General features: G+C 67.7%; 25 protein-coding genes and 1 tRNA gene. 11 read left to right on the top strand and 15 right to left on the bottom strand.

Annotation, left to right across the window (positions count from 1 at the left end; all coding sequences use genetic code 11):
• Nucleotides 1–138: 138 nt before the first annotated feature.
• On the top strand, nt 139–549 hold the full coding sequence (locus DIE08_RS13265; protein WP_124902124.1) for a hypothetical protein: 411 nt from the start codon (nt 139–141) through the stop codon (nt 547–549).
• Between the two features lie 116 nt (nt 550–665).
• Here DIE08_RS13265 and DIE08_RS13260 read toward each other — a convergent pair whose 3' ends face one another.
• The 7 genes from DIE08_RS13260 to fdxA form a co-directional block, all read right to left on the bottom strand.
• Nucleotides 666–1,442, bottom strand: a complete 777-nt coding sequence (locus DIE08_RS13260; RefSeq protein WP_124623355.1) for a DUF4088 family protein — start codon at nt 1,440–1,442, stop codon at nt 666–668.
• Nucleotides 1,443–1,601: 159 nt separating this feature from the next.
• A complete protein-coding gene (locus DIE08_RS13255) occupies nt 1,602–1,940 on the bottom strand; it encodes an AzlD domain-containing protein (protein ID WP_124902123.1) in 339 nt (112 codons plus the stop codon).
• On the bottom strand, nt 1,937–2,710 hold the full coding sequence (locus tag DIE08_RS13250; protein WP_124902122.1) for an AzlC family ABC transporter permease: 774 nt from the start codon (nt 2,708–2,710) through the stop codon (nt 1,937–1,939). Before DIE08_RS13250 ends, DIE08_RS13255 begins: the two co-directional genes overlap by 4 nt.
• Before the next feature lie 121 nt (nt 2,711–2,831).
• On the bottom strand, nt 2,832–3,737 hold the full coding sequence (locus tag DIE08_RS13245) for an AraC family transcriptional regulator (RefSeq protein ID WP_124902121.1): 906 nt from the start codon (nt 3,735–3,737) through the stop codon (nt 2,832–2,834).
• A 61-nt stretch (nt 3,738–3,798) separates the two neighbouring features.
• Nucleotides 3,799–4,284 carry a CreA family protein gene (locus DIE08_RS13240; protein WP_059607001.1) on the bottom strand — a complete coding sequence of 162 codons (486 nt, stop codon included), beginning with the start codon at nt 4,282–4,284 and terminating at the stop codon, nt 3,799–3,801.
• A gap of 107 nt (nt 4,285–4,391) precedes the next feature.
• Nucleotides 4,392–4,467: transfer RNA gene (locus DIE08_RS13235), tRNA-Asn, on the bottom strand.
• A gap of 103 nt (nt 4,468–4,570) precedes the next feature.
• Nucleotides 4,571–4,894 (bottom strand): ferredoxin FdxA, encoded by a 324-nt coding sequence (gene fdxA, locus DIE08_RS13230; RefSeq protein WP_011544919.1) that lies wholly within the window; start codon nt 4,892–4,894, stop codon nt 4,571–4,573.
• 289 nt (nt 4,895–5,183) lie between these two features.
• Between fdxA and pncB the strand changes: the two genes are divergently transcribed.
• The 5 genes from pncB to DIE08_RS13200 all read left to right on the top strand — a co-directional run bounded on the left by pncB (nt 5,184) and on the right by DIE08_RS13200 (nt 11,161).
• Complete coding sequence (gene pncB / locus DIE08_RS13220) at nt 5,184–6,383, top strand: nicotinate phosphoribosyltransferase (RefSeq protein ID WP_059607002.1); 1,200 nt, start codon at nt 5,184–5,186, stop codon at nt 6,381–6,383.
• 86 nt (nt 6,384–6,469) lie between these two features.
• The gene (locus tag DIE08_RS13215; protein ID WP_124902120.1) at nt 6,470–7,132 is read left to right on the top strand and encodes a lactate utilization protein C; all 663 of its coding nucleotides are present in this window, start codon (nt 6,470–6,472) and stop codon (nt 7,130–7,132) included.
• Nucleotides 7,133–7,184: 52 nt separating this feature from the next.
• Complete coding sequence (locus DIE08_RS13210; protein ID WP_124902119.1) at nt 7,185–8,615, top strand: sodium:proton antiporter; 1,431 nt, start codon at nt 7,185–7,187, stop codon at nt 8,613–8,615.
• Nucleotides 8,616–8,696: 81 nt separating this feature from the next.
• Entirely contained in the window at nt 8,697–9,686 is a 990-nt protein-coding gene (locus tag DIE08_RS13205; protein WP_124902118.1) for a D-glycerate dehydrogenase, read from the top strand.
• Nucleotides 9,683–11,161 (top strand): DNA recombination protein RmuC, encoded by a 1,479-nt coding sequence (locus tag DIE08_RS13200; RefSeq protein WP_124902117.1) that lies wholly within the window; start codon nt 9,683–9,685, stop codon nt 11,159–11,161. The genes DIE08_RS13205 and DIE08_RS13200 overlap by 4 nt, the downstream gene beginning before the upstream one ends.
• Nucleotides 11,162–11,257: 96 nt before the next feature.
• Here DIE08_RS13200 and DIE08_RS13195 read toward each other — a convergent pair whose 3' ends face one another.
• From DIE08_RS13195 to DIE08_RS13170, 6 genes are all read right to left on the bottom strand, one after another.
• Nucleotides 11,258–11,743 (bottom strand): GNAT family N-acetyltransferase, encoded by a 486-nt coding sequence (locus DIE08_RS13195; RefSeq protein WP_059607011.1) that lies wholly within the window; start codon nt 11,741–11,743, stop codon nt 11,258–11,260.
• Nucleotides 11,740–12,015 carry a hypothetical protein gene (locus DIE08_RS13190; protein ID WP_006476519.1) on the bottom strand — a complete coding sequence of 92 codons (276 nt, stop codon included), beginning with the start codon at nt 12,013–12,015 and terminating at the stop codon, nt 11,740–11,742. Before DIE08_RS13190 ends, DIE08_RS13195 begins: the two co-directional genes overlap by 4 nt.
• A 36-nt stretch (nt 12,016–12,051) precedes the next feature.
• Nucleotides 12,052–13,347, bottom strand: a complete 1,296-nt coding sequence (gene glp, locus DIE08_RS13185) for a gephyrin-like molybdotransferase Glp (protein WP_124902116.1) — start codon at nt 13,345–13,347, stop codon at nt 12,052–12,054.
• A gap of 105 nt (nt 13,348–13,452) precedes the next feature.
• Nucleotides 13,453–14,070, bottom strand: coding sequence for a molybdenum cofactor guanylyltransferase MobA (mobA, locus tag DIE08_RS13180; RefSeq protein ID WP_124623341.1), 618 nt, complete (start codon nt 14,068–14,070; stop codon nt 13,453–13,455).
• Between the two features lie 28 nt (nt 14,071–14,098).
• A complete protein-coding gene (moaA, locus tag DIE08_RS13175; RefSeq protein WP_124902115.1) occupies nt 14,099–15,211 on the bottom strand; it encodes a GTP 3',8-cyclase MoaA in 1,113 nt (370 codons plus the stop codon).
• A 131-nt stretch (nt 15,212–15,342) separates the two neighbouring features.
• Entirely contained in the window at nt 15,343–18,453 is a 3,111-nt protein-coding gene (locus DIE08_RS13170) for an Rne/Rng family ribonuclease (RefSeq protein ID WP_124902114.1), read from the bottom strand.
• A 724-nt stretch (nt 18,454–19,177) separates the two neighbouring features.
• Here DIE08_RS13170 and DIE08_RS13160 point away from each other — a divergent pair.
• Genes DIE08_RS13160 through DIE08_RS13145 form a run of 4 tightly spaced genes read left to right on the top strand, consistent with a single transcriptional unit; the run spans nt 19,178 to nt 22,259 of the window.
• A complete protein-coding gene (locus tag DIE08_RS13160) occupies nt 19,178–20,182 on the top strand; it encodes an RluA family pseudouridine synthase (protein WP_124902113.1) in 1,005 nt (334 codons plus the stop codon).
• 5 nt (nt 20,183–20,187) lie between these two features.
• Complete coding sequence (locus tag DIE08_RS13155; protein WP_059607022.1) at nt 20,188–20,847, top strand: HAD-IA family hydrolase; 660 nt, start codon at nt 20,188–20,190, stop codon at nt 20,845–20,847.
• Nucleotides 20,844–21,254, top strand: a complete 411-nt coding sequence (locus DIE08_RS13150) for a Rieske 2Fe-2S domain-containing protein (protein WP_124902112.1) — start codon at nt 20,844–20,846, stop codon at nt 21,252–21,254. The genes DIE08_RS13155 and DIE08_RS13150 overlap by 4 nt, the downstream gene beginning before the upstream one ends.
• 12 nt (nt 21,255–21,266) lie before the next feature.
• Nucleotides 21,267–22,259, top strand: coding sequence for a S49 family peptidase (locus DIE08_RS13145; RefSeq protein WP_124623335.1), 993 nt, complete (start codon nt 21,267–21,269; stop codon nt 22,257–22,259).
• A gap of 72 nt (nt 22,260–22,331) precedes the next feature.
• Here the strand turns inward: DIE08_RS13145 and DIE08_RS13140 are convergent, their stop codons facing one another.
• Together DIE08_RS13140 and DIE08_RS13135 are read right to left on the bottom strand one after the other, a co-directional pair.
• Nucleotides 22,332–23,054, bottom strand: a complete 723-nt coding sequence (locus tag DIE08_RS13140; protein WP_059447957.1) for an SAM-dependent methyltransferase — start codon at nt 23,052–23,054, stop codon at nt 22,332–22,334.
• A complete protein-coding gene (locus tag DIE08_RS13135; protein ID WP_124902111.1) occupies nt 23,051–23,680 on the bottom strand; it encodes a Maf-like protein in 630 nt (209 codons plus the stop codon). The genes DIE08_RS13140 and DIE08_RS13135 overlap by 4 nt, the downstream gene beginning before the upstream one ends.
• A gap of 241 nt (nt 23,681–23,921) precedes the next feature.
• On the opposite strand from DIE08_RS13135, the gene DIE08_RS13130 reads away from it, so the two are divergent.
• Nucleotides 23,922–24,557, top strand: a complete 636-nt coding sequence (locus DIE08_RS13130) for a DUF177 domain-containing protein (RefSeq protein ID WP_059607032.1) — start codon at nt 23,922–23,924, stop codon at nt 24,555–24,557.
• Nucleotides 24,558–24,617 lie beyond the last annotated feature (60 nt).

Below are 24,617 nucleotides of genomic sequence, written 5' to 3'. Positions count from 1 at the left end.
TGGGTAACAGTCTGAGAGATTGGAGAACCGGACGTGCGGCCTGCGGGTCTTTCGTCGTACCTGCTGCGTGTTGCGGCGGGGGACGCGACGGATCGCATCGAGGCGGTCCGCGCCCACAACTTCTTGAGGAGGATTCTCATGTCCAAGATTCGTACGATGCTGATCGGTGCCGCGCTGACGGCGTTCGCCACTTCGGCCGCATTCGCGCAGACGGGCGTCGCGGCACAGGGCACCGCAGGTGCCGGCGTGCAGGCGCAGGCGCCGGCAGCAGGGGCAGGCGCTGGCGCGGGCATGCAGGGTGGTGCCGGCGCGAACGCGTCGGGCAATGCGGTCGGCGGCGCGACCGACGCGGTCGGTGCGACAGCCGACGGCGCGAAGGACACGGCGGCGTCGTCGGTCCACTCGGCCAAGAAGCACGCGAAGCATGCGGCGAAGTCGGCCAAGCATCATGCCGGCTCGGCGAAGTCGAAGGTGGGCGACGAGGCGGTCGAAGGTGGCGCGTCGGCTGGCGTGCAGGGCGGTGCATCGGCCTCGGGCGCCGCGCAGTAAGCGGCCCCCGACGTCGCACGACGTTCGCCCCGGACGGCGCGTCGTGACGGCGATCGATCGATGGCCCGGTTCGCTTCGCGCGAACCGGGCCGTTCTTCATGCGTCGACGCGGGCCGTCATGGCCGGTGCTGTTCCGGCCCCGGTCCGTGCGCCGGCCGCGCGGCGGACGGCGTGAATACGCTGCGCAGCCACGCGGCAAGCCGCGCGAATACGTCGTACGGCTCGTCGACGAAGATGTCGGGCTTCAGCAGCCGCAGGTATTCCATGATCTGCTGCGCTTCCTGTTTCTGGAACGAACCGTGCGCGAGCCCGAGCCGCAGCAGGCCGCGCAGTTCGCCGAGCTTGTCGCGCGCGGCGCTGCCGACGCTCATCTCGCACGCGAGCTTCGCCTCGTAGACGCGCTGGCGCAGCGATTCCGCAAGCCGCCATGCGGGCGTCTGCATCGTTTCCTCGAGCGTCTGGATGTCGTGCACCGCGCCCTTGATCTGCGCGGCGAGCGGATCGACGAGCGACGCGTCGCCCTGCGCTTCGGCGACGATCGCCTTGGCCCAGTCGCGGCATGCCTTCGCGAGCTCGTCGGGGGTCCATTCGGAGCGCGACGCGAAGCCGAAGCCGAATTCGCCGGCCTGCCGCATCAGGATCGCGACGACGTCCGGAAATTCCTTGTCGAGCGTGCGCTTCGCCCACGCGTACTGGCCGCCCTCGAGCATCCGCTGCACGGCATGCTCGGTCAGCGGCACCATGTTGTCGAGCAGCTTGGCGCGCAGGAAATCCTCGAACGACGGCGTCGCGAACTGCGGGTCGAGTTTCAGCGACACGCGCACGAATGCGTCGTAGTCCTTGCGCAGGGACGCAAGCGTGTCGTCTTTGAGGGAAAGGGTGATCTGGCCCATGAATCGTCTCGATGGCGGCCCGCGCGGGCCGGCGGCCGACACCGCGCACCGGTGCGGGCGCAGCGTCGACGGACCGGTTCGCGCCGAGGCCGATGGCGGGTCTTCATACCCGATATCGGCGCGCCGGGCGAAAACTTGAGCACGGCCGGCGACGTTCGCTCAGGCCGGCAGCCAGTGCGGCATCACGATCCCTTGCCAGAGGAAGAACACCGCGAGCCCGACCGCGATCGTCACGAGCGGCCGGCGTGTCGTCGCCGACACGGCCACGGCGGCGAGCGCGCCGACGAGCTGCGGATTGCGCCAGGTCAGTTCGGCCGTGCCCCCGTGCGGCGAGACGGTCATCGGCACGATGATCGCGGTCAGCACGGTGACGGGCACGAAGCCGAGCGCGGTCCGCACGAGCGGTGGGAAGGTCAGCCGCTCGCCGAACAGAAACAGTGTCGTCCGGATCGCATAGGTGATCACGGCCATCCCGAGGATCAGCAGCGCGTAGCTCACGATGCGGTCTCCGTGCGTGAAGCGGTGCGCGAACGCTCGTGCCGCAGCGTCAGCGCGACGCCGACCACGACGCCGGCGGCGACCGCGCCCAGCAGCCCGAGCTTGTACGGCCAGCCCTGCCAGAAGTACGCGAGCGTGCCGGCCGTCGCGGCGGCCGCGAAATAGCGCAGCGTGCCGAGTTGCGGAACGACGATCGCGATGAATGTCGCCGCCATCGCGAAATCGAGGCCGAGCGATTGGAGGCCCGGGAAGGCCGCGCCGAAGCCGATGCCCGCGAGCGTCCAGACCTGCCAGTTCAGGTACATCGCGAGGCCCGAGCCGAAGAAGTAGTGGGGGCCGATTGCACCGGGCGGGAAGTGCCGGTAGTGCGCGTAGGCGACCGCGAACACTTCGTCGGTCATCAGCGCACCGAGCGTCGCGCGCCAGCGCAGCGGCAGGTGCGCGACGTACGGCGCGAGCGTCGCGCTGTACAGCAGATGACGCAGGTTCACGATCAGCGTCGTCGCGAGCACGACGACGAAGCTTGCGCTGCCGGCGATCAGGCCGAGCGCGATGAATTGCGCGGAGCCCGCGAACACCGCGAGCGACATCAGCGCGCCGTGCCATGCGGCGAGCGGGCCGCCACCGACCAGCGTGCCGAAGATCACGCCGAACGGCGCCGCGCCGATCATCATCGGGATCGTGTCGCGTGCGCCGTCGAGCCATTCGTTGAGCGGGCGGCGGGGCGGGGGCGAGTTTGTGGGTGTGGGATTCAAGGGGTGCGTCTCCATGAAATGCAGGATAGCGGAGCGCTGCCCGTGGCGGCTTGTACGTTCTTGCGCCCGCGGTGCCGGAGGCGCAACCTGCGTGCCGGTTGCCGCGTATTGTCGAATGCAGGGTGGGGAGTGCGCGTCAGCGCGCTTGCCAGCGTCCGGGCGGCACGCCGAACATTCGTTTGAAATGTCGCGAGAAGTGACTCTGGTCGACGAAGCCGCTGGCCGCGGCGACGTCGGCGATCGACACGCCCGCGCGCAACGGCGCCAGCGCGCGCTGCAGCCGCAGCTGGTTGCGCCATGCATGCGGCGGCATCCCGATCGTCCGGGTGAACAGGCGCGCTGCGTGGAACGGCGACAGGCCGGCAGCCTGCGCGACGTCGTCGAGCGTGACAGTGCAGGAGAGATCGGCGGCGAGCCTCTCGCGCATCGCGTCGACGCGCGGCTCGTCGGCCGCAAGCACTGCCGGCTGCAGCCGCGCGTCGGCATGGCGCGCGATCAGTGTCGACAATGCATCGAGCATCGCCGTTTCGGCGGCGAGCGGATCGTAGACGCGCGCGGCTGCCGCGGCCGGAGCGTCGGCGGCCGGCTGCTCGTGCGGATGGAACGCCGGCATGCATTCGCTGCCGGCCTCCATCATCCGGTGGGCCAGCGCGAGCCGTGCCGCGAGATCGGCGTCGCGGATCACGTCGGACGGGAACCATGGCGCGTCCTGCGGGCGCCCCGCAATCGCGCTCGCGAGCGCGCGAATGTAGTCGACCGGCACGTAGCTCACGCGATAGCACCAGCCTTCGTCGGTCGCGCGCGAGCCCGTGTGCACTTCGCCGGGATTGATCACGGGCACGGTGCCCGTTTCGGCGACATGGCCGCTGCCGCGACATGTGTAGCGCTCCGCTCCCTCGAGGATCACGGGGATCGTGTACGCGTCGTGCCAGTGCGGCGCGAACGTATGGTCGCGATAGGTAGCCGTGAGCAGATCCGCGCCCGGCAGCAGCGGCGTGCGCCAGTAACGTGCGGAGTCCGGAAGAAGGCGGGTGGCGGACATGGTCGGGCGCGGGGGCGGTCGAATCGACAGTGTATCGCTCGAGCGCCCGGCCGGCGCGGGCTTACTTGACCGGAATCGTCGTGCCGGCCGGCATCGGCACCGCGGTCACGGCGTTCTTCGGGCTGCCGCTGACGATGCGGTCGCTGTAGGTCAGGTAGACGAGCGTGTTGCGCTTCTTGTCGACCACACGCACGACGTGCAGCGTCTTGAAGATGAACGACATCCGCTCGCTGAACACGTCGGTCTGCTGCTTGAGCGGCTCCTTGAAGCTGAGCGGGCCGACCTGCCGGCACGCGATCGACGCTTCGCTCGGATCCTCGGCGACGCCGAGCGTGCCCTTGATCCCGCCGGTGCGCGCCCGTGACACGTAGCAGGTGACGCCCGTCACGAGCGGATCGTCGTACGCTTCGACGACCACGCGGTCAGAGCCCGTCACGCGGAAATGGGTGTTGACGCTGCCGACTTCCTCCGCGTGCGCGAGCGGCGCGGCGGCAAAGGCGGAGAGCAGAAGGGCGAACGGCGCGGCGGAAAGGAGGCGATGCTTCATCGACGGGACCGGATGCGAATGCGGGACAGAGACTCTAGCATGCGCGGCGGTGACCGACGGGCGCCGGAAAAACAAAAGGCCCGTCGAATGACGGGCCTTTTGCTGTCTGGCTCCCCGACCTGGGCTCGAACCAGGGACCTACGGATTAACAGTCCGGCGCTCTACCGACTGAGCTATCGGGGAACAAACAACAACAGCAGAGAAACGAGATTTTATGGAGCGTTCGCTAACCTGTCAACACTTTTGAGCGGCGGGGTGCAAAAAATTTTGCGGCGCCGCTGCGCGATCAGCGTTCGAGCAGGTGCAGCTTGTCCTGCACGTCCTTCCACTCGTCCGCGTCGGCCGGTGCCGGCTTCGTCTTCGTGATGGACGGCCAGTTCTTCGCCAGTTCGGCGTTCAGCTCGGTGAACTGCTGCTGGTCGCCCGGAACGTCTTCTTCGGCATAGATCGCATTGGTCGGGCACTCGGCGACGCACACGGCGCAGTCGATGCACTCGTCCGGATCGATGGCGAGAAAGTTGGGACCTTCACGGAAGCAATCCACCGGGCACACATCCACGCAATCCGTGTATTTGCACTTGATGCAGCCTTCGGTCACAACGTGAGTCATTAAAACGCTCCTGCTTCGCGGTATATATGGGGTGGCGTTTGCGCCAAAAGCGGCATTGTAACTGAAGCGCAAAACCCGCATGGCGTGGTCGGCTTTCCGGCTTATATCGTTTCGTGATTAGTTTATGGGGCCGACCGTGGGCGCGGTGCGTGCGGCCGGCCGCACGACGCGGTGGGCAAGGGGGAGGCGGTTTCACGATGGTCGGGCCCGCATTCGGGTAACATGGCCGGCAGACCGGGCGGCGCGCGGTGCGCCGGGGCCGTGTCTCGATATTGGCGGTACCGCAATCATGATCATCACTTCGCTGCTCGACACGGATCTCTACAAGTTCACGATGATGCAGGTCGTCCTGCATCACTTTCCTGCCGCACACGTCGAGTACCGGTTCCGGTGTCGCACGCCCGGCGTCGATCTCGTCCCGTACATCGACGAGATCCGCGACGAGGTGCGCGGCCTGTGTTCGCTGCGCTTCACCGACGACGAACTCGACTACCTGCGGCGCATGCGCTTCATCAAGAGCGACTTCGTCGACTTCCTCGCGCTGTTCCATCTGAACGAGAAATACATCTCGATCACGCCTTCTCCGAAGGGCAACGGCGAGATCGACATCGTGATCGAGGGGCCGTGGCTGCACACGATCCTGTTCGAGATTCCGGCGCTCGCGATCGTCAACGAGGTCTATTTCCGCAACACGCAGCGCGAGCCCGACTATCGCGAAGGCCGCGAACGGCTGCGCGAGAAGATCAAGCTGCTCGGCGCGAAGCCCGAGTTCGCCGACTGCAAGATCGCCGACTATGGCACGCGCCGGCGCTTCTCGAAGGTGTGGCACGAGGAGGTCGCGCTGACGCTGCGCGACGGGCTCGGGCCGCAGTTCGCGGGCACCAGCAACGTGTTCTACGCGATGAAGCACGGCCTGACGCCGCTCGGCACGATGGCCCACGAATACCTGCAGGCCTGCCAGGCGCTCGGCCCGCGGCTGCGCGATTCACAGACCTATGGTTTCGAGATGTGGGCGAAGGAGTATCGCGGCGACCTCGGGATCGCGCTGTCGGACGTCTACGGGATGGATGCGTTCCTGAACGACTTCGACATGTACTTCTGCAAGCTGTTCGACGGCGCGCGCCACGATTCGGGCGATCCGTTCGAGTGGGGCGAGCGCATGCTGCGCCACTACGAGGCGAACCGCTGCGACCCGCGTACCAAGGTGCTCGTGTTCTCCGACGCGCTCGACATCCCGAAGGTCATGCAGCTGTACGAACGGTTCCGCAACCGCTGCAAGCTCGCGTTCGGCGTCGGCACCAACCTCACGAACGATCTCGGCTACGTGCCGCTGCAGATCGTGATCAAGATGGTCCGATGCAACGGACAGCCGGTCGCGAAGCTGTCGGATTCGCCGGGCAAGAGCATGTGCGACGACAAGGCGTATCTCGCGTACCTGCGCCAGGTGTTCGGCATCGCGCAGCCGGTCGACGAGGACGCATCGCAGTAAGCGTCGGCCATGCGGCCAAGTGCGTCGCGGCGAGGGCGGCCGGTATAATCCGACGGTATCGCACGCCAACGTCACGAGGACCGTTCATGGACACTTCCGCTGCGCGTCGCCAGATTCTCGCACGCATTCGCGCGTCGCAACGACGCGCGCCCGAACCCGATGCAGCGGAGCGCGACGGCGTCGCCGACTACCTCGCCCGCCATCCCGAGGGGCCGCGCCCGCCGATGCCGGCCGACCTCGTCGCCGCATTCGGCGATGAAGCGGCTCGCCTCTCGACGACGGTCGACGAAGTCGCGACACTGGCCGACGCGCCGTCCGCCGCCGCCCGCTATCTTTCCGCTCACGGCCTGCCGATGCAGGCCGTCGCATGGCGCACGCTGGCCGAGCTCGACTGGGCCGGCGCCGGCCTGTCGGTCGAATGCCGCAAACCGCGCGACGGCGATCTCGTCGGCCTCACCGGCTGCTTCTGCGCAACCGCCGAAACGGGTTCACTGGTTTTGCTGTCCGGCCCCGACACCTATGCATCGGCCGCGCTGCTGCCGGAGACGCACATCGCGATCGTGTCGGCGTCGCGGATCGTCGCGGGCCATGAAGACGCATTCGCGCTGATTCGCGCGGAGCGCGGCGAATTGCCGCGCGCGGTCAATTTCGTATCGGGCCCGTCGCGCACGGGCGATATCGAGCAGACCATCGTGCTGGGCGCGCACGGCCCGTACCGCGTTCACGTGATCGTCGTACGCGGCGCATGACGCACGCACCTGATCCCTCCTCACTCGACTCACTCGCACAAGGAAGTTCTGCATGAAACGACATGCCGCCTGGGCGGGCATGGCGTCGGGAGCCGCGCTTGGCGCCGTTCCCGCGCTTGCATCGGCCGCCACGCTCGACGGTGCCACGCTGTCCGCACTCTGGGGCATCCCGTTCGCCGGGATCCTGCTGTCCATCGCGGTGTTCCCGCTCGTCGCGCCGGTGTTCTGGCATCACCACTTCGGCAAGATCGCCGCAGCGTGGGCAATCGTGTTCCTGGTCCCGTTCGCCGTCGCGTTCGGTGCGAGCACGGCGTTCGGTACGCTCGTGCACGCGCTGCTCGAGGAATACATCCCGTTCATCGTGCTGTTGACGGCGCTCTATACGGTCGCCGGCGGCATTTGCGTCAACGGCAACCTGCACGGCACGCCGAAGCTGAACACCGCGATCCTCGCGCTCGGCACGCTGCTCGCGAGCGTGATGGGCACGACGGGCGCCGCGATGCTGCTGATCCGGCCGCTGCTGCGCGCGAACGATAACCGCAAGCACGTCGTGCACGTCGTGATCTTCTTCATCTTCCTCGTCGCGAACGCGGGCGGTTCGCTGTCGCCGCTCGGCGATCCGCCGCTGTTCCTCGGTTTCCTGAATGGCGTGAGCTTCTTCTGGACGACCACGCATCTCGCGCTGCCGATGCTGTTCATCTGCGCGGTGCTGCTGACGCTTTTCTTCGTGCTCGATACGTACTTCTACCGGAAGGCCGGTGAGGAGCGGCCGGCCGCACTCGACCCGACGCCCAACGGCGGCGCGCTGTCGATCGACGGCAAGGTCAACTTCGTGCTGCTCGCGGCCGTGATCGGCCTCGTGCTGATGAGCGGCATCTGGAAGCCGGGCATCTCGTTCGACGTATGGGGCACGCACGTCGCACTGCAGAATCTCGTGCGCGATGTCGCGCTGGTCGTCGTGGCCCTCGCGTCGCTCGCGCTGACGCCGCGCTCGGCGCGCGAAGGCAACGCGTTCAACTGGGCGCCGATCGAGGAGGTCGCGAAGCTGTTCGCGGGGATCTTCGTGACGATCGCACCGGTGATCGTGATCCTGCGCGCGGGTGCGGACGGTGCGTTCGCACAGATCGTCCATCTCGTCACGGGGCCCGACGGCAAGCCGATCGACGCGATGTATTTCTGGGCGACCGGCCTGCTGTCGTCGTTCCTCGACAACGCGCCGACCTATCTCGTGTTCTTCAACCTCGCGGGCGGCGATGCGCAAGCGCTGATGACGACCGGCGCGACGACGCTCGCCGCGATTTCCGCGGGGGCGGTGTTCATGGGAGCGAACAGCTACATCGGCAATGCGCCGAACTTCATGGTGAAAGCGATCGCGGAATCGCGCGGCGTGAGGATGCCGAGCTTCTTCGCATATCTCGGCTGGGCGCTCGTGATCCTGGTACCCGTATTCCTGCTGACGTCGTGGATCTTCTTCCCGGCGTAGGCTGACGATTTTCAACCAAGCGCGGACGGCTCCGGCGGCGCACGATGTGCCGCGTGCCGGCCGCGGCATGCGGAGATGGCGATGCAGAAGATCCTGGTCGCACGTCCGATCTTTCCGGACGTGATCGAACGGCTCGAGCAGTATTTCGAAGTCGACTGGAACAATGGCGATGCGCTCGCCCCCGACGCGCTCGCCGCGCGCCTCGCGGACAAGGACGGCGCGCTGACGGCGGGCGACCCGGTCGGCGCGGCCGCGCTCGCGGCGGCGCCGCGCCTGCGCGTCGTGTCGAACATGGCGGTCGGCTACAACAATTTCGACATGGCCGCGTTCAACGCTGCGAACGTGCTCGGCACCAATACGCCCGACGTGCTGAACGAATCCACCGCGGATTTCGGCTGGGCGCTGATGATGGCCGCCGCGCGGCGGATCGCCGAATCCGAGCACTGGTTGCGCGCCGGACACTGGAAGAAGTGGGCGTACGACGGTTTCCTCGGCAGCGACATTTACGGCTCGACACTCGGCGTCATCGGGATGGGGCGCATCGGTCAGGCACTCGCACGGCGCGCGCGCGGCTTCGGGATGCAGGTGATCTATCACAACCGGTCGCGGGTTGCGCCCGAGATCGAGGCCGAGCTGAACGCCGAATACGTGTCGAAGGATGCGTTGCTGGCGCGCGCCGATCACGTCGTTCTCGTATTGCCGTACACGAAGGAGAACCATCACACGATCGGCACGGCCGAGCTCGCGAAGATGAAGCCCACCGCGACGCTGACCAACATCGCGCGCGGCGGCATCGTCGACGACGCAGCGCTGGCCGTCGCGCTGCGCGACGGGACGATCGCCGCGGCCGGCCTCGACGTCTATGAAGGCGAACCGAGCGTCCATCCGGCGCTGCTCGAGGTGCCGAACGTCGTGCTGACGCCGCACATCGCGAGCGCGACCGAAAAGACGCGCCGCGCGATGGCGAACCTCGCGGCCGACAACCTGATCGCCGCGCTGGGCGAAGGGCCGCGCGCGGGGCAGCCGCCGAACCCGATCAACCCTGACGTAATCGGGAAGCCGCGCGCATGACGACGATGTTGTTGCTGGCGGCGGTCGTCGTGCTGGCCGTCGCGCTCGCGGTGGCGATCGTCGCGATCGTGCGCGGTGGCGGCCGCCACGACGATGCGGCCGTGCTGGGCGACCAGATCGAGGACGCCGCGCACGCGCAGGCGCTCGCGGTCGAGCGGCTCGAGCGCGAGCTGCGTGGCGAGATCGTCGAGAACGCACGAGGCTCGCGCACCGAGCTTGCGGGCAGTTTCTCGCAACTCCAGCAGACGCTCGCGACGCAGCTCACGAGCATCGCGACCGTGCAGAACAATCAGATCGAGGGCTTCGCGCAACAGCTGGGCAAGCTCGTCGCGGGCAACGCGCAGCAGTTCGACGCGATGCGCGAGAGCGTGCAGCGCCAGGCGCAGCAGGCGCGTGAAGAGCAGACGGTCGCGCTGCGGCTGTTCGGTGACACGCTGAACCGGCAGCTCACGCAACTGACCGAGGCCAACGATCGCCGGATCGGCGAAGTGCGTGCGACGCTCGAACAGCGGCTGAAGGAAATCGAGACGAACAATGCGGCGAAGCTCGAGGAGATGCGCCGCACCGTCGACGAGAAGCTGCATGCGACGCTCGAACAGCGGCTCGGCGAATCGTTCAAGCTCGTGTCGGACCGGCTCGAGCAGGTACATCGCGGGCTCGGCGAGATGCAGACCCTCGCGGCTGGCGTTGGGGACCTGAAGAAGGTGCTGACCAACGTGAAGACGCGCGGCACCTGGGGCGAGGTGCAGCTCGAGGCCTTGCTCGAGCAGATGCTCACGCCCGACCAGTACGCGAAGAACGTCGCGACGGTGCCGAAGAGCAGCGAACGCGTCGAGTTCGCGATCCGGCTGCCGGGGCGCGACGCCGGCACGCGCGACGCGCCGCCGGTGTGGCTGCCGATCGACGCGAAATTCCCGCGCGAGGACTACGAGCGGCTGATCGACGCGCAGGAGCGTGCCGATTCGGTGGCGGTCGAGGACGCGGCCCGTGCGCTCGAGGCGCGCGTGCGGTTGGAAGCGCGCACGATCGCCGAGAAGTACGTCGCACCGCCGCATACGACCGATTTCGCGCTGCTGTTCCTGCCGACCGAGGGGCTCTATGCGGAGATCCTGCGCCGCCCTGGGCTGACCGACCTGCTGCAGCGCGACTATCGCGTGACGGTGGCCGGGCCGACGACGCTGACTGCGCTGCTGAACAGTCTGCAGATGGGCTTCCGCACGCTCGCGATCGAGCAGCGCTCGAGCGAAGTGTGGCAGGTGCTCGGTGCAGTGAAGACCGAATTCGGCAAGTTCGGCGACGTGCTCGCGCGCACGAAGGCGCAGCTTGAAACGGTCACGCGCTCGATCGAGTCCGCCGAGCAGCGCACCCGCGTGATGAACCGCAAGCTGAAGCAGGTCGAGGCGTTGCCAGGTGAGACGGCCGCCGGGCTGCTCGGCACGGAAGGCGCTGATGGAGCCGATGCGGACGATGCATGACGCATCACGCGTACAGCCGAAGCCGGCTGGAACGAAAAACGGGCGCTACGGCGCCCGTCTTCTTTTGCAGCATCGACCAGCGTGGCCGGCCCACGTTCAACGTGCGGCGAGCGTGTTCAGTGCATCCCCGGTGACGCGCACGATGCGCCACTCGGGCAGCACGGTCGCGCCCATCTTCTGGTAGAAGTCGATCGCCGGCTGGTTCCAGTCGAGCACCGACCATTCGAAACGAGCACAGCGGCGCTCGACTGCGAGTGCTGCGAGGTGCTGCAGCATCGCGGTGCCGAGGCCCGTGCCGCGCTGCGACGGCTGCACGTACAGATCCTCGAGATACAAGCCGCGACGGCCGAGGAACGTCGAATAGTTGTGAAAGAACAGCGCATACGCGACGATCGCGCCGTCGCGCTCGGCCACGAGCGCTTCGGCGGCGGGGCGCTCGCCGAACAGCGCGTCGGCCAGATCGGCGTCGCTCGCGACGAACAGGTGCGTGAGCTTCTCGAACTCGGCCAGCTCGCGCATCAGCGCGAGGATCGCGCCGACGTCACGCGTTTCCGCCGTGCGGATCAGCGGCGTGCCGCTCACGCTTCCTCCGGCGGATCGGACAGCACGATTTCGATGCCGCCGAAGCGCGACGCGACCCAGTTGTACGCATGGCAGGCGATCCACAGCAGCACGAAACCGAGGATCGCGTTCAGCAGCAGCGCGCTCAGGATCGTGCTCAGTTCGACCATCCCGTAGCGGATGTACGCGACCAGGATGCCGAGCAGCACGATCGGCACGCTGAACGTCAGGTAGACGAGGATCAGCGCCTTAGCGGTCTGCCCCGCGGCGATCGACGAGATTTGTTTCTTCATGTGCGGATTGCCCCGTAGAGATATACCGATTGGAATTCAGATCAAGCCGTCGAGCGGCAGGATGTCGACCGGGGCGCCCGCGTCGACTGCTGCGCAATCGTGGCCCAGGACGATGAAACAGTTGGCGGCCGCGAGGCCGCTCAGCGATGCGGAACTTTGCGAACCGGCCGGCGCGACAAGCCACGGGCCGTCGGCGTCGCGCGTCGCGATGGCGCGCAGATATTCGGTACGGCCCGGGCGCTTTTTCAGCGCCTGCGTGCTGCGTGCCGTATACAGCGCCGGCGGTGGCGCATGCGCGCCGGCCAGCGTCAGCAGCGCGGGGCGCACGATCGCATAGAACGTCACGGCGGAGGCGACGGGATTGCCGGGCAGCCCGAAGAACAACACGTGGCCGGCGCCGTCGCCCGCAGGTGCGAGCGTGCCGCACGCGAGCGGCCGGCCGGGCCGCAGCGCGAGGCTAGCGAAGGTCACGTCGCCAAGCCGCGCCATCACGTCGCGCGTGAAATCGGCTTCGCCGACCGACACGCCGCCTGACGTGATCACCGCGTCCACCTGTGCGGCGACGGCATCGCGCAGCGCGCGCTCGAGGGCCGCCGGATCGTCGCGGACGATCCCGAGGTCGAGCGCGTCGATGTGCAGCCTTTCGAGCATCGCGACCAGCATCCCGCGATTGCTGTCGTACAGCGTGCCGCGGCCGAGCGGCTCGCCGGGTTCGCGCAGTTCGTCGCCGGTCGAGAACACGGCGACGCGCACGCGGCGGCGCACCGTGACTTCGCGCAACCCGAACGATGCGAGCAGGCCGAGATCGGACGGGCGCAGGATGCGGCCAGCGGCAAGCGCGCAGGCGCCGCGCGCGAGGTCCTCGCCGGCCCGGCGGCAGTTTGCTCCGCGCGTGACGTCGTGCGCGGCGAAGCGGATGACGTCGCCGTCGACGCGCACGCGTTCCTGCGGAATGACCGTGTCGCATCCGGCCGGCATCGGCGCACCGGTCATGATGCGGATGCACTTACCGGGCGCCACGGCTCCATCGAACGGATGGCCTGCGAACGCCGTGCCGGCGACCGTCAATGCGATGTCGGGGGCCGATGCAGGCGTGTGTGCGCCGCAGTCGAATGCATAGCCGTCCATTGCCGAGTTGTCGTACGCGGGGATGTCGAACGGCGCATTGACGTCGGCCGCGAGCACGCGGTCGAGGGCGTCATGCAGCGGCACCGTGTCGCACGCGTCGACCGGCACCGCGAACCGGCACGCGAGCGCCTGCGCATCGGCGAGCGACAACGGGGCAGCGGAATCGGGTGCGGTTCGGGAGGCGGGCGAGGATTGCGTGATCATCAGTGTGACTGCGCCGCAAGGCGTATCGGGTTCGTGGCCGGTGGCGCGCGGAGGGCGCCGGAGCGCGAAGGCGCATGCGGCGGGCGGGAACGGATGCCGGTGCCGTCAGCGGCGGGCAAGCGCGGCAAGTTCCTGCCAGGAGTTGGCATTGTAAAACGCACGCTCGTCGCAAAACTCGACTTCGACCGTCTTGTGGCGTGCGTACCACGCACGCACCTTGCGCTCGCCGGCCGCGAGTCCGGCCGCGAGATCGTCGGCGAGCGACGTTCGCAGCAGCGCGAAGGTCGGCTGCGGCGAACGTGCCTGTTGCGCGTCGACGGTCACCGCCATCGCGATGTCGGCTTGCTGCGCGTCGAGCGCCGCGTGCAGTCGTGCGACGAGGTCGGTCGGCAGATAGGGTGTGTCGCACGGCGAGCACGCGACGAGCGGTGCGCGCGCCGCCCGCATGCCGGCCAGCAGACCCGCCAGTGGGCCGGGGAAATCGGGTGTTTCGTCCGGCACGATGCGCGCGTCGAACGGCGCACCGAGCTCGGCGTAGCGATCGGTGTTGCGATTTGCGCTGATCAGCGTCTCGTCGACCTGCGGCGAGAGCCGGCGCAACACGTGCAGCGCAAGCGGCGTGCCGTCGAGCAGTTGCAGGCCCTTGTCGGCGCCATCCATGCGCGTCGCGCGCCCGCCCGCGAGCAGCAGGCCGGTGACGGAAGGCGAGGTGGAAGCGGACATCGCGGGAAATCGGGGCGGCGGGCGCGCGTCAGCCGCCGATGTACGACATTTCTACGCGCTTGCCGGCACCGTGGGGTGCCGCGTCGGTGGCCGCGCTGCCGCGCAGCTGCGAATAGCGGTCGGTGCGGGCCTGCCAGATCCGGGCGATCGCGGTCGCGATCTCGGCGTCGCTGGCGCCACCGCGCACCAGGGCACGCAGGTCATGGCCAGTCGACGCGAACAGGCACAGGTACAGCTTGCCTTCGGTCGACAACCGCGCGCGCGTGCAGTCGCCGCAAAATGCCTGTGTGACGCTCGAGATCACGCCGATTTCACCGCTGCCGTCCGCATAGCCCCAGCGCTGCGCGGTTTCCGCCGCCGTGTGCGGCTCGAGCGGCACGAGCGGGAACTGTTCGGCGATCCGTGCGACGACGTCCGCGGACGGCAGCACTTCGGTCATGTTCCAGCCGTTCGACGTGCCGACGTCCATGTATTCGATGAAACGCAGGATCACGCCGGTGCCGCGGAAGCGCTCGGCCATCGGCAGGATCTCGCTGTCGTTGGTGCCGCGCTTCACGACCATGTTGACCTTGACCGGCGCGAGGCCCGCGGCCTGCGCGGCGAAGATGCCGTCGAGCACGTCGGCGCTCGCGAAGTCGGCGTCGTTCATGCGCTTGAACAACGTATCGTCGAGCGCGTCGAGGCTGACCGTCACGCGCGTGAGGCCGGCATCCCTCAGCGCGCGCGCCTTGCGCGCGAGCAGCGAGCCATTGGTGGTCAGCGTCAGGTCGAGCGGGCGGCCGTCATGGGTCGTCAGGCGCGCGAGGCGCTCGATCAGGAATTCGAGGTTCTTGCGCAGCAGTGGTTCGCCGCCGGTGATCCGGATCTTTTCGACGCCGTGTGCGACGAACAGCCGCGCCACGCGTTCGATCTCCTCGTGCGTGAGCAGCGCGCTGTGCGGCAGGAACGGGTAGTTCTTGTCGAACACGTCGCGCGGCATGCAGTACACGCAACGGAAGTTGCAACGGTCCGTCACCGAGATGCGCAGGTCGCGCAGCGGCCTGGCGAACGTGTCGGCCAAGGCGCCGTCAGGGGTATGCGCGACGCCGGAGATATCCGGCATCCCGCTGACGTCTGCGAGGGGAATGATGCGTCGGGACATGTCGAAAGAAGTGCGAGCCAAGCTTCTATTCTAGCCGCAAGCGGCTGGCCGGGCCGGTGGGCGGAAACCCTCGGCGCGGAAATGGAAAAGCCCGCCGGGGGCGGGCTTTTCCTGGTCGGGCGATGCGCCGCTTAATGTTGCGACGTTTCGACCTGCTGCATCGGGGTCGGGTCGACCGGCGGCAGCGCCTTGCGCTCGCGCGGAACGCGGACCGCGCGCGGCAGGCGCGACGCGGCTTCCTGAGCAGCGCGGAACTTGTCGGCGTCGGTGTTCACCCACACGAGACCGGCTTGTTCCAGCACGGCATCGAGGCTCGCCGAAGCTGGCGCAGCGGCCGGTCGCACGGGTGCCGGAGCCGGTGCGGCAACGGTTTCGACCGGTGCAGTTTCGACGCGGGCCGGTTCGACGCGGGCCGGTTCGACGTGAGCCGGTTCGACAACGGCCGGAACCGCTTCGGCTGCGACGACCGGTGCCGGTGCGGCCTGCTCGACGGGCGCGGACTGCGGCGCTTCGACGGCAGCGGGCGCGGCCGGCACTTCGAACGCATCGATCGGCGAAACCGCGACCGGAGCCGGGCCGGCTTCCGGAGCAGCGGCCGGCGCGACCGGTGCCGATTCGGCTGCCGGTGCGACGACGGCGGGCTCGAGCGGTGCGACCGGCGTTGCTTCGACACGAACCGGTGCCGGTTGCGGCTCGACTGCGACCGGTGCGACCAGTGCGGCCGTATGAGCCGGCTCGTCCGCGCTCGAGGGTTCCGTCGTCACGGCCTGCATGGCGACTTCGCCGTCCGCGCCTTGCTCGGCGTGGTCGACGACTGCGCCTTCGTCCTCGCGTTCGCGACGACCGCCACGGCGACCGCGGCGGCGACGGCGACGTTCCTCGCCGTCACGTGCGCTGGCTTCCGCGTCGGCTGCGACATCGGCGCCCGGCAGGGCGACTGCTGCGGCCTGGTCGGCTTCCGCTTCCGGATGGTTCTCGCCACGGGTGACGGTTTCGAGCGTCGCCGCGTGTTGCATCGGCTTGCGGCGCTCTCCGCGCTCGCGACGTTCGCCGCGCTCCTGGCGCTCGCCGCGGCCGGCTGCCTCGACGGCTTCCGGCTGCTCGGTGCGCTCGCGCGGTTCGCGGTTCTCGCGCGGTTCACGCGGCTCACGGCTCTCACGCGGCTCGCGGCCTTCGCGCGGGCCACGACCCTCGCGACTTTCTCGACCCTCGCGGCCTTCACGCGGCTCGCGGCTTTCGCGCGGTTCGCGGCCTTCACGCGGTTCGCGACCCTCGCGCGGTTCGCGCGGCTCGCGACCTTCCTTGCCTTCGCGTTCCAGGCGTTGCGACTGGCCACGGCCTGCCGCTGCCTGGTCGCGACCACCCTGAGCCTGCTGGGCGCCGCCACGGCGGTTGCGGTTGCGATCGCCGCCGCGCTGCTCGGTCTTCTCGGTCCGCTCGCGGGCCGGACGGGTTGCCTGTTCCTTGGCCGGTGCCGGTGCGACCGGCGCGGGCGCCGGAGCCGGCGACATGCCGAACAGACCCTTCAGCCAGCCGATGAAACCGCCGCTCGCCGCGGCGACCGGTGCGGGCGCCGCAACCGCCGGCTCGACCGGGCGCTGCGGTGCCGGGCTCGGTGCCGGACGCTCGGGCGTGATGCCCTTGACCGCCGCTTCCTGCTTCGGCTTCACGTCGGCCGCACGCTTGCTGTAGCCGGTTTCCGACTCCAGTTCGCGGGCAGCTTCCTCTGCCATCTTCCAGGACGCACGCGGATCGTCGAGGCGCGCGTCGTCATGGCGCAGGCGCTCGAGCTTGTAGTGCGGCGTATCGAGGTGCTTGTTCGGGATCAGCACGATGCCGACCTTGAAGCGCGACTCGATCTTGTTGATTTCCTGACGCTTTTCGTTGAGCAGGAAGGCGGTCACCTCGACCGGCACCTGGCAGTGGATCGCCGCGGTGTTTTCCTTCATCGCTTCTTCCTGAATGATCCGCAGGACCTGCAGCGCGGACGATTCGGTATCGCGGATGTGGCCGGTGCCGTTACAGCGCGGGCACGTCACGTGGCTGCCTTCCGACAGGGCCGGACGCAGGCGCTGACGCGACAGTTCCATCAGGCCGAAGCGGGAGATCTTGCCCATCTGCACGCGTGCACGGTCATGCTTGAGCGCGTCTTTCAGGCGCTGCTCGACTTCGCGCTGGCTCTTCGCCGACTCCATGTCGATGAAGTCGATCACGATCAGGCCGCCGAGGTCGCGCAGGCGGAGCTGGCGGGCCACTTCGTCGGCCGCTTCGAGGTTCGTGCGGGTCGCCGTTTCCTCGATGTCCGCACCCTTGGTCGCGCGCGCCGAGTTCACGTCGATCGCGACGAGCGCTTCGGTGTGGTCGATCACGATCGCGCCGCCCGACGGCAGCGGCACCGTGCGCGAGTAGGCCGTTTCGATCTGGTGCTCGATCTGGAAGCGGGAGAACAGCGGCACGTCGTCGTGGTAGCGCTTCACCTTCGACACGTTGTCCGGCATCACGATGTCCATGAACGCACGGGCCTGATCGTAGATCTCGGTCGTGTCGATCAGGATTTCGCCGATATCGGGCTGGAAATAGTCCCGGATCGCGCGGATCACGAGGCTCGATTCCAGGTAGATCAGCATCGGCTGGCCGGAGTTGCCGCTTTGCGACGCGGCTTCGATCGCGCGCCACAGTTGCAGCAGGTAGTTCAGGTCCCACTGCAGTTCCTCGGCGCTGCGGCCGATGCCCGCGGTACGGGCGATCATGCTCATGCCGTCCGGAATCTGCAGTTGCGACATCGTTTCGCGCAGTTCCTGGCGCTCGTCGCCCTCGATCCGGCGCGATACACCGCCGCCGCGCGGATTGTTCGGCATCAGCACCAGGTAGCGGCCGGCGAGCGAGATGAAGGTCGTGAGGGCGGCGCCCTTGTTGCCGCGCTCTTCCTTCTCGACCTGGACGATCAGCTCCTGGCCTTCGCGCAGGGCATCCTGGATGCGCGCGGAGCGCATGTCGATGCCTTCCTTGAAGTACTGGCGGGCGACTTCCTTGAACGGCAGGAAGCCGTGGCGATCTTCGCCGTAGTTGACGAAGCACGCTTCGAGCGACGGCTCGATGCGGGTGACGACACCTTTGTAGATATTGCCTTTGCGCTGTTCGCGCCCGGCTGTCTCGATGTCGATGTCGATGAGCTTTTGCCCATCAACGATGGCGACGCGCAGCTCCTCCTGCTGCGTCGCATTGAACAGCATGCGTTTCATGTACGACTCCAGGCGGCTCCGCAGCCGGCGCCTCGCGGTTGTCAGTCGCGAGGGCGGGAACGACGGCAGGCCGCACCTTGTTGTGTTGTCACAAGCACGCTGGAGCGGGAACGATGGCGGGGAGAATTGCCTGAAGAGGCGCTTGGGCCCGAAAGACGGGGCCGGCGGCCGTAGGGCACCTGCGAATACGGCTTCAAAGCACGGCGTTCACACACCGCACGCTGCAAAAAAGCGCGCTAAGCCTGAGTCCGCGCATTGCCACGGGCGCGCGCAATGCGTCGCGCGCGCCGACGGGCGGCAGATGCTGCGGCTTGGGCCGCAGCGGGGAGTATCGAATCCAGCCCGACTTTCCCGCTTGGGGTGTACTTCCCTGGTTTGACGTCGCCAAGCCCCGCACGCTTCGCGGGGCCAAATCGGGCGCAACGCCGTAATTTTCGCAACCGGCAGCCTGCGGACGCACTTCGCGCCGTCGGGCTGCCGATCAAATTCTTTTCAACCAACTTTCCGTTACCGCGGCGCCTTGCCGACCGAATCCGCCTGTGGGCGCGATCCTTGCCGACGGGCGGCGCCGTGCGTGCAACTTGCTGCATCTCTTTGATTAGGGGCGAGCAGCGGACCCCCGGCGCAAGTAAAATAATGGTTTCCGCTTGCACCTTGCCCGACTCGGTCGGGGCCGGCCGGTCAGGCCACCCTCAACGTCAGGCTGGGCAAAATTATATTCAGTATGAATGAGTTAGGCAAAATATCCCAGAATTCAGTCGCAAGCGGCCAGGTATCGCTGATCGAGATCGACGAAAACTCGGCCGGTCAGCGGATCGACAACTTCCTGTTGCGCGTCTGTAAAGGCGTGCCGAAAAGCCATATTTACCGGATCCTGCGCAGCGGCGAAGTGCGCGTGAACAAGGGCCGGATCGATGCGCAGTACCGGCTCGCCCTCGGCGACATCGTGCGCGTACCGCCCGTGCGCGTGGCGGCGGCGGACCTCGCGCGCGCCGACACGCCGATCGTGCCGCCCGCGCAATTCGAGGTGCTGTACGAAGATGACGCCATGCTCGTCATCAACAAGCCGGCCGGCGTCGCCGTGCACGGCGGCAGCGGCGTCGCGTTCGGCGTGATCGAGCAGATGCGTCAGGCGCGTCCGCGCGCGAAGTTCCTCGAACTCGTGCATCGGCTCGACCGCGAGACGTCCGGGATCCTGATGCTCGCGAAGAAGCGCTCGGCGCTCGTCGGCCTGCACGAGCAGATTCGCGAGAACCGGATGGACAAGCGTTACTTCGCGTGCGGACATGGAGAATGGCAGGCCGACTGGGGCCGCCGCCGTGCGGTGAAGGCGCCGCTGTTCAAGTATTCGACCCCGGAAGGGGAGCGGCGGGTGCGCGTGCAGGACGACGGCCTGCCGTCGCACACGGTGTTCAACCTGATCGAGCGCTGGCCGGACTATGCGCTGGTCGAAGCGGAACTCAAAACGGGTCGGACCCATCAGATTCGTGTGCACCTCGCGCATCTCGGCCTGCCGATCGCCGGCGACGCCAAGTATGGCGACTTCGCACTGAACAAGGCGCTGGCGCGCGCGAATGCGCAGCCGTCGCTCAAACGGATGTTCCTGCACGCGCACCGGCTGAAGCTCACGCATCCGCTGACCGGCGAGGCGCTGCAGTTCGACGCGCCGCTGCCGGACGAATGCCGGCGCTTCCTCGATCAACTCAGCGCTCTGCGCGATACCGCCTGACTTGCATGGCCCGACAGCAATTTGACCTGATCGTCTTCGACTGGGACGGCACACTGATGGATTCGACTGCGCACATCGCGCACAGCATCCAGGCCGCGTGCCGCGATCTCGGCCTGCCCACGCCGTCGGACGAGGCGTCCCGCTATGTGATCGGCCTCGGCCTGCGCGATGCGCTTCAGATTACTGCGCCGACCCTCGATCCGTCCGACTATCCGCGGCTGGCCGAACGTTATCGCCATCACTACTTGCTGGACGATCAGCGCATCGAGCTGTTCGCCGGCGTGCGCGAACTGCTCGCGGAATTGCGCGACATGGGTTACCTGCTCGCGGTCGCGACCGGCAAGGGCCGCGTCGGGCTGAACCGCGTGCTCGACCAGTCAAAGCTGACGAGCCTGTTCGATGCGACGCGCTGCGCGGACGAAACGTTCTCGAAGCCGCACCCGGCGATGCTGCACGAACTTTCGCGCGAATTGGGGCAGGATCTTGCGCGTACCGTGATGATCGGCGACACCACGCACGACCTGCAGATGGCCGCCAGTGCCGGTGCCGCCGGCATCGGTGTTTCGTATGGTGCGCACACGGCCGATGCGCTGGCCGCGCTGACGCCGCGCTTCGTCGCGCCGGACGTCGGCGCGCTGGCGGCGTGGCTGCGAGAGCACGCATGAGCACGGCGCCGGAAGTCGTGCGCGTGTGCGCATCGGACGCGCTGGCCGACGGCGGTGCCGGCGTGCGCGTCGACGCATCGCTGCGCGGCGAGCAGGCGGTCGTGTTCTTCGTGCGCTACGAAGGTCGTGCGTACGGCTACCTGAACCGCTGCGCGCACGTGCCGATGGAACTCGACTGGGCCGAAGGGCAGTTCTTCGAGTCGTCGGGCCTGTACCTGATGTGTGCGACGCACGGCGCGATCTACGCGCCGGATACTGGCAAGTGTGTCGGCGGCCCGTGCCGCGGCGGTCGCCTGCGACCGGTCGAAGTCGACGAGCGCGACACGCCGGACGGGCGTGCGGTATTCTGGGTGCCGGATGCCGACCTGGAACCCGCCGCTCCGCCCCCTTCCGCCACGACCGACTGAAGACATTACTGCATGGCCGACCAACCGAACATCCCTGATTCCTCCTCCCGTCCCGACAGCCGCGAACCGAACTGGGAGCGTGCGGCGCTCGAGCGGATCGCGCTCGCGGCCGTCAAGGAACAGCGCGCGGCGCGGCGCTGGAAGATCTTCTTCCGCTTTGCGTTTCTCGGCGTATTCGTGCTGCTCGCGTTCGCGCTGATCGATTTTTCGAGCGACTCGAAGTTCTCGTCGAGCGGGCGCCACACGGCGCTCGTGACGATCGACGGCGAGATCGCGGCGGGCACCAACGCGAATGCCGACGACATCAATACGGCGCTGGATGCCGCTTTCGACGACAGCGGCACGGCCGGCGTCGTGCTGCGGATCAACAGCCCGGGCGGCAGCCCGGTGCAGGCAGGAATGGTCTATGACGAGATCCGCCGGCTCCGCACGAAGTATCCGGACAAGCCGTTGTACGTCGTCGTGACCGACATGTGCGCATCGGGTGGCTATTACATTGCGTCCGCCGCCGACAAGATCTTCGTCGACAAGGCGAGTATCGTCGGCTCGATCGGCGTGCTGATGGACGGGTTCGGCTTCACGGGCCTGATGGGCAAGCTGGGCGTCGATCGCCGCCTGCACACGGCGGGGGAAAACAAGGGCTTCTACGACCCGTTCTCGCCCGACACGCCGAAGATGGATGCCCATGCGCAGGCGCTGCTCGACCAGGTCCATGCGCAGTTCATCAAGGCCGTGAAGGATGGCCGCGGCAAGCGGCTGCACGAAACGCCCGACATGTTCTCGGGCCTGTTCTGGACCGGCGAGAAGAGCGTCGAACTCGGGCTCGCCGACGGCTACGGCACGACCGACACGGTCGCGCGAGACGTGCTGAAGGCGCCGGATCTCGTCGACTACACGGTGAAGGAAAGCCTGACGAATCGCGTTGCGCGCAAGTTCGGCGCGGCGGTCGGCGGTGCTGCGATGAAGGCGCTGACCGCAGGCGGCACGTCGTTCAGCCTGCGCTGAGCGGCAGCCGGCCGGCGCCGCGCCGATTGGGGCGGGGCGCCCCGCGCCGCGAGGCTGTTGCCGGTGCCGATCTCAGTTCGCGAGCAGCAGGAAGATGGCAGGGCGCTTGTGCAGATTCGGCGCCGGCGCCTTTTTCCAGTCGGCCACCGAACGGCTGGCGATCGTCTCGGTTTCGAGGGTCAAGTCGGCTGCGACGCAGATCTGCGTCGACGGCGCGCAGGTCGCGACGAGCGTATCGAGCATCGCATGGTTCCGGTACGGCGTCTCGATGAAGATCTGCGTCTGGCGCGCCTTGCGCGACAACTGCTCGAGTTCACGCAGGCGTTTCGCGCGCGCGGCCGCATCGACCGGCAGATAGCCGTTGAACGCGAAACTCTGGCCGTTCAGGCCCGATGCCATCAGCGCTAGCAGGATCGAACTCGGCCCGACGAGCGGCACGACTTTCACGCCGCGCTCGTGCGCCCGGCGGACCAGCAGCGCGCCGGGATCGGCAACGGCGGGGCAGCCGGCCTCGGATACGAGCCCGGCGTCCGCGCCCGCCAGTACCGGTGCGAGCAGCCGGTCGATCTCGCCGGCCGGCGTATTGACGTTCAGTTCCCGAATCTCGATCTCCTGGATCGGCCGCGTCGTGCCGATCTTCTTCAGGAACGCGCGGGTCGTTTTCGCGTTTTCGCCGATGTAGTAGCCGAGCGTGCCGGCGCGCGCCTGCACGGCCGCGGGCAGCACGGCGGCGAGCATCGATGCGTCGCCTTCGCCGAGGGTGTTCGGGACGAGATAGAGCGTGCCGGCCGTCATGCGCGGTCTCCCTGGGTAGCGAACAATGGATAGCCCGCGGCGCGCAGCATCCGCGTGAGCGCGATCAGCGGCAGGCCGACGAGAGCCGTGGGGTCGTCGGAGTCGATGGCATCCAGCAGCGCGATGCCGAGCCCTTCTGACTTCGCGCTGCCGGCGACGTCGTACGGCGTTTCCGCGCGCAGGTAAGCGTCGAGTTCGGCTTCGGACAGCGAGCGGAAGCGCACGTGCGTGACGACGTCCTCGCTCCAGGTTTCACCCGTGCGGCTGTCGTACAGGCTGAGCGCACTGTGGAATTCGACGTCGCGGCCCTGCATCGACAGGAGCTGCGCGAGCGCGCGCTCGTGCGTGCCGGGCTTGCCGATCTGGCGGCCGTCGAACGTCGCGACCTGGTCCGACCCGATCACGAGCACGCCGTCCGGCGCGTCGATCGTCGCGGCGACCGCGCGCGCCTTCGCGCCGGCGAGGCGCAGTGCGGTCTCGGCCGGCGCTTCTCCTGCGAGCGGGGTTTCGTCGAGGTCGGGCGACATGACGTCGAACGGCATGCCGAGGCGCTCGAGGAGCGCGCGGCGGTAGCGGGAACTGGAGGCGAGAATCAGCCGCGGCGGGCGGCAAACGGTATCCGGCATGGTCGGTTGGGTCGATGAGTCGTCAGGTGTGGCGCGGTGTTGCGAGGGCGCAAGCATAAGTGATTGACCGAAAAAGGTAAAACAGGTATGCTTTCCCGCTTTTCATCGGCAGGCTTTCGCTGTGGTGGCGCCTGCCGGGTCTTCGGACGTAAAGTACGTAATCGTACGCGGCGTAGATCGCGCACGTGTGCGGCGCCAGCAAGCCGGATCCCGCAAGTCAGCCTGTAGGCAGGAGCGCAACATGAACACTTCTTCTGGCAAACCTGCGGCGTTGCTTGATCCGCACGCGGTCGACCTGTTCGAATTGGCCCGCAGCGGGCGGCAAGCAGCGGGTGCCGTGCGCCTGTCGCAGCTGCCGCGCATGCTGAACGAAGTGCCGGCGGACGCGTCCGATCGCGACACGGTCTTCACGTGGCAGGCCGAAGGGTTCACCCAGAAAGAGTTGCAGGACGACGGCGCCGATGGGCAGCAGCCGTATCTGCGCCTCGCGGTGCATGGGCATGCGTGGCTCACGTGCCAGCGCTGCATGACCCCGTACGACCAGACGTTCGACGTCGACATGACGTACCGGGTCGTTGCGACCGAAGAAGAAGCTGAAGAATTTCCGCTCGACGACGATGAAGCCGATGTGATCGTGGGCTCACGCCAGTTCGATCTCGTCGACTTGATCGAAGAGGAGTTGCTGCTTTCGTTGCCGCTCGTGCCCAAGCACGAGGTTTGCCCGGCAGTTCACGAAAGCCTCGTGTCGGGTGCGAGCGGTCCTTCGGAAGACGCGGACGACGAGTCCGCCGAAGACGAGGACGAAGGCAAACGGCCGAATCCGTTCGCGGCGCTGGAAGCGCTGAAGAAGGACGGGGACGGCGGCAAGAAACACTAAGCAGTTGTGGCGCGGGAAGGCGTAAGGGCTTTGGGCCAGGGTAGTTAAGCGCCGGATCGG

Origin of the sequence: Burkholderia sp. Bp9004, from assembly GCF_003858025.1 — a bacterium.
Classification (GTDB): Bacteria; Pseudomonadota; Gammaproteobacteria; order Burkholderiales; family Burkholderiaceae; genus Burkholderia; species Burkholderia diffusa.
The sequence above is the reverse complement of the archived record's forward strand: the minus strand, read 5'-3'. Positions and strand labels throughout refer to the sequence as shown.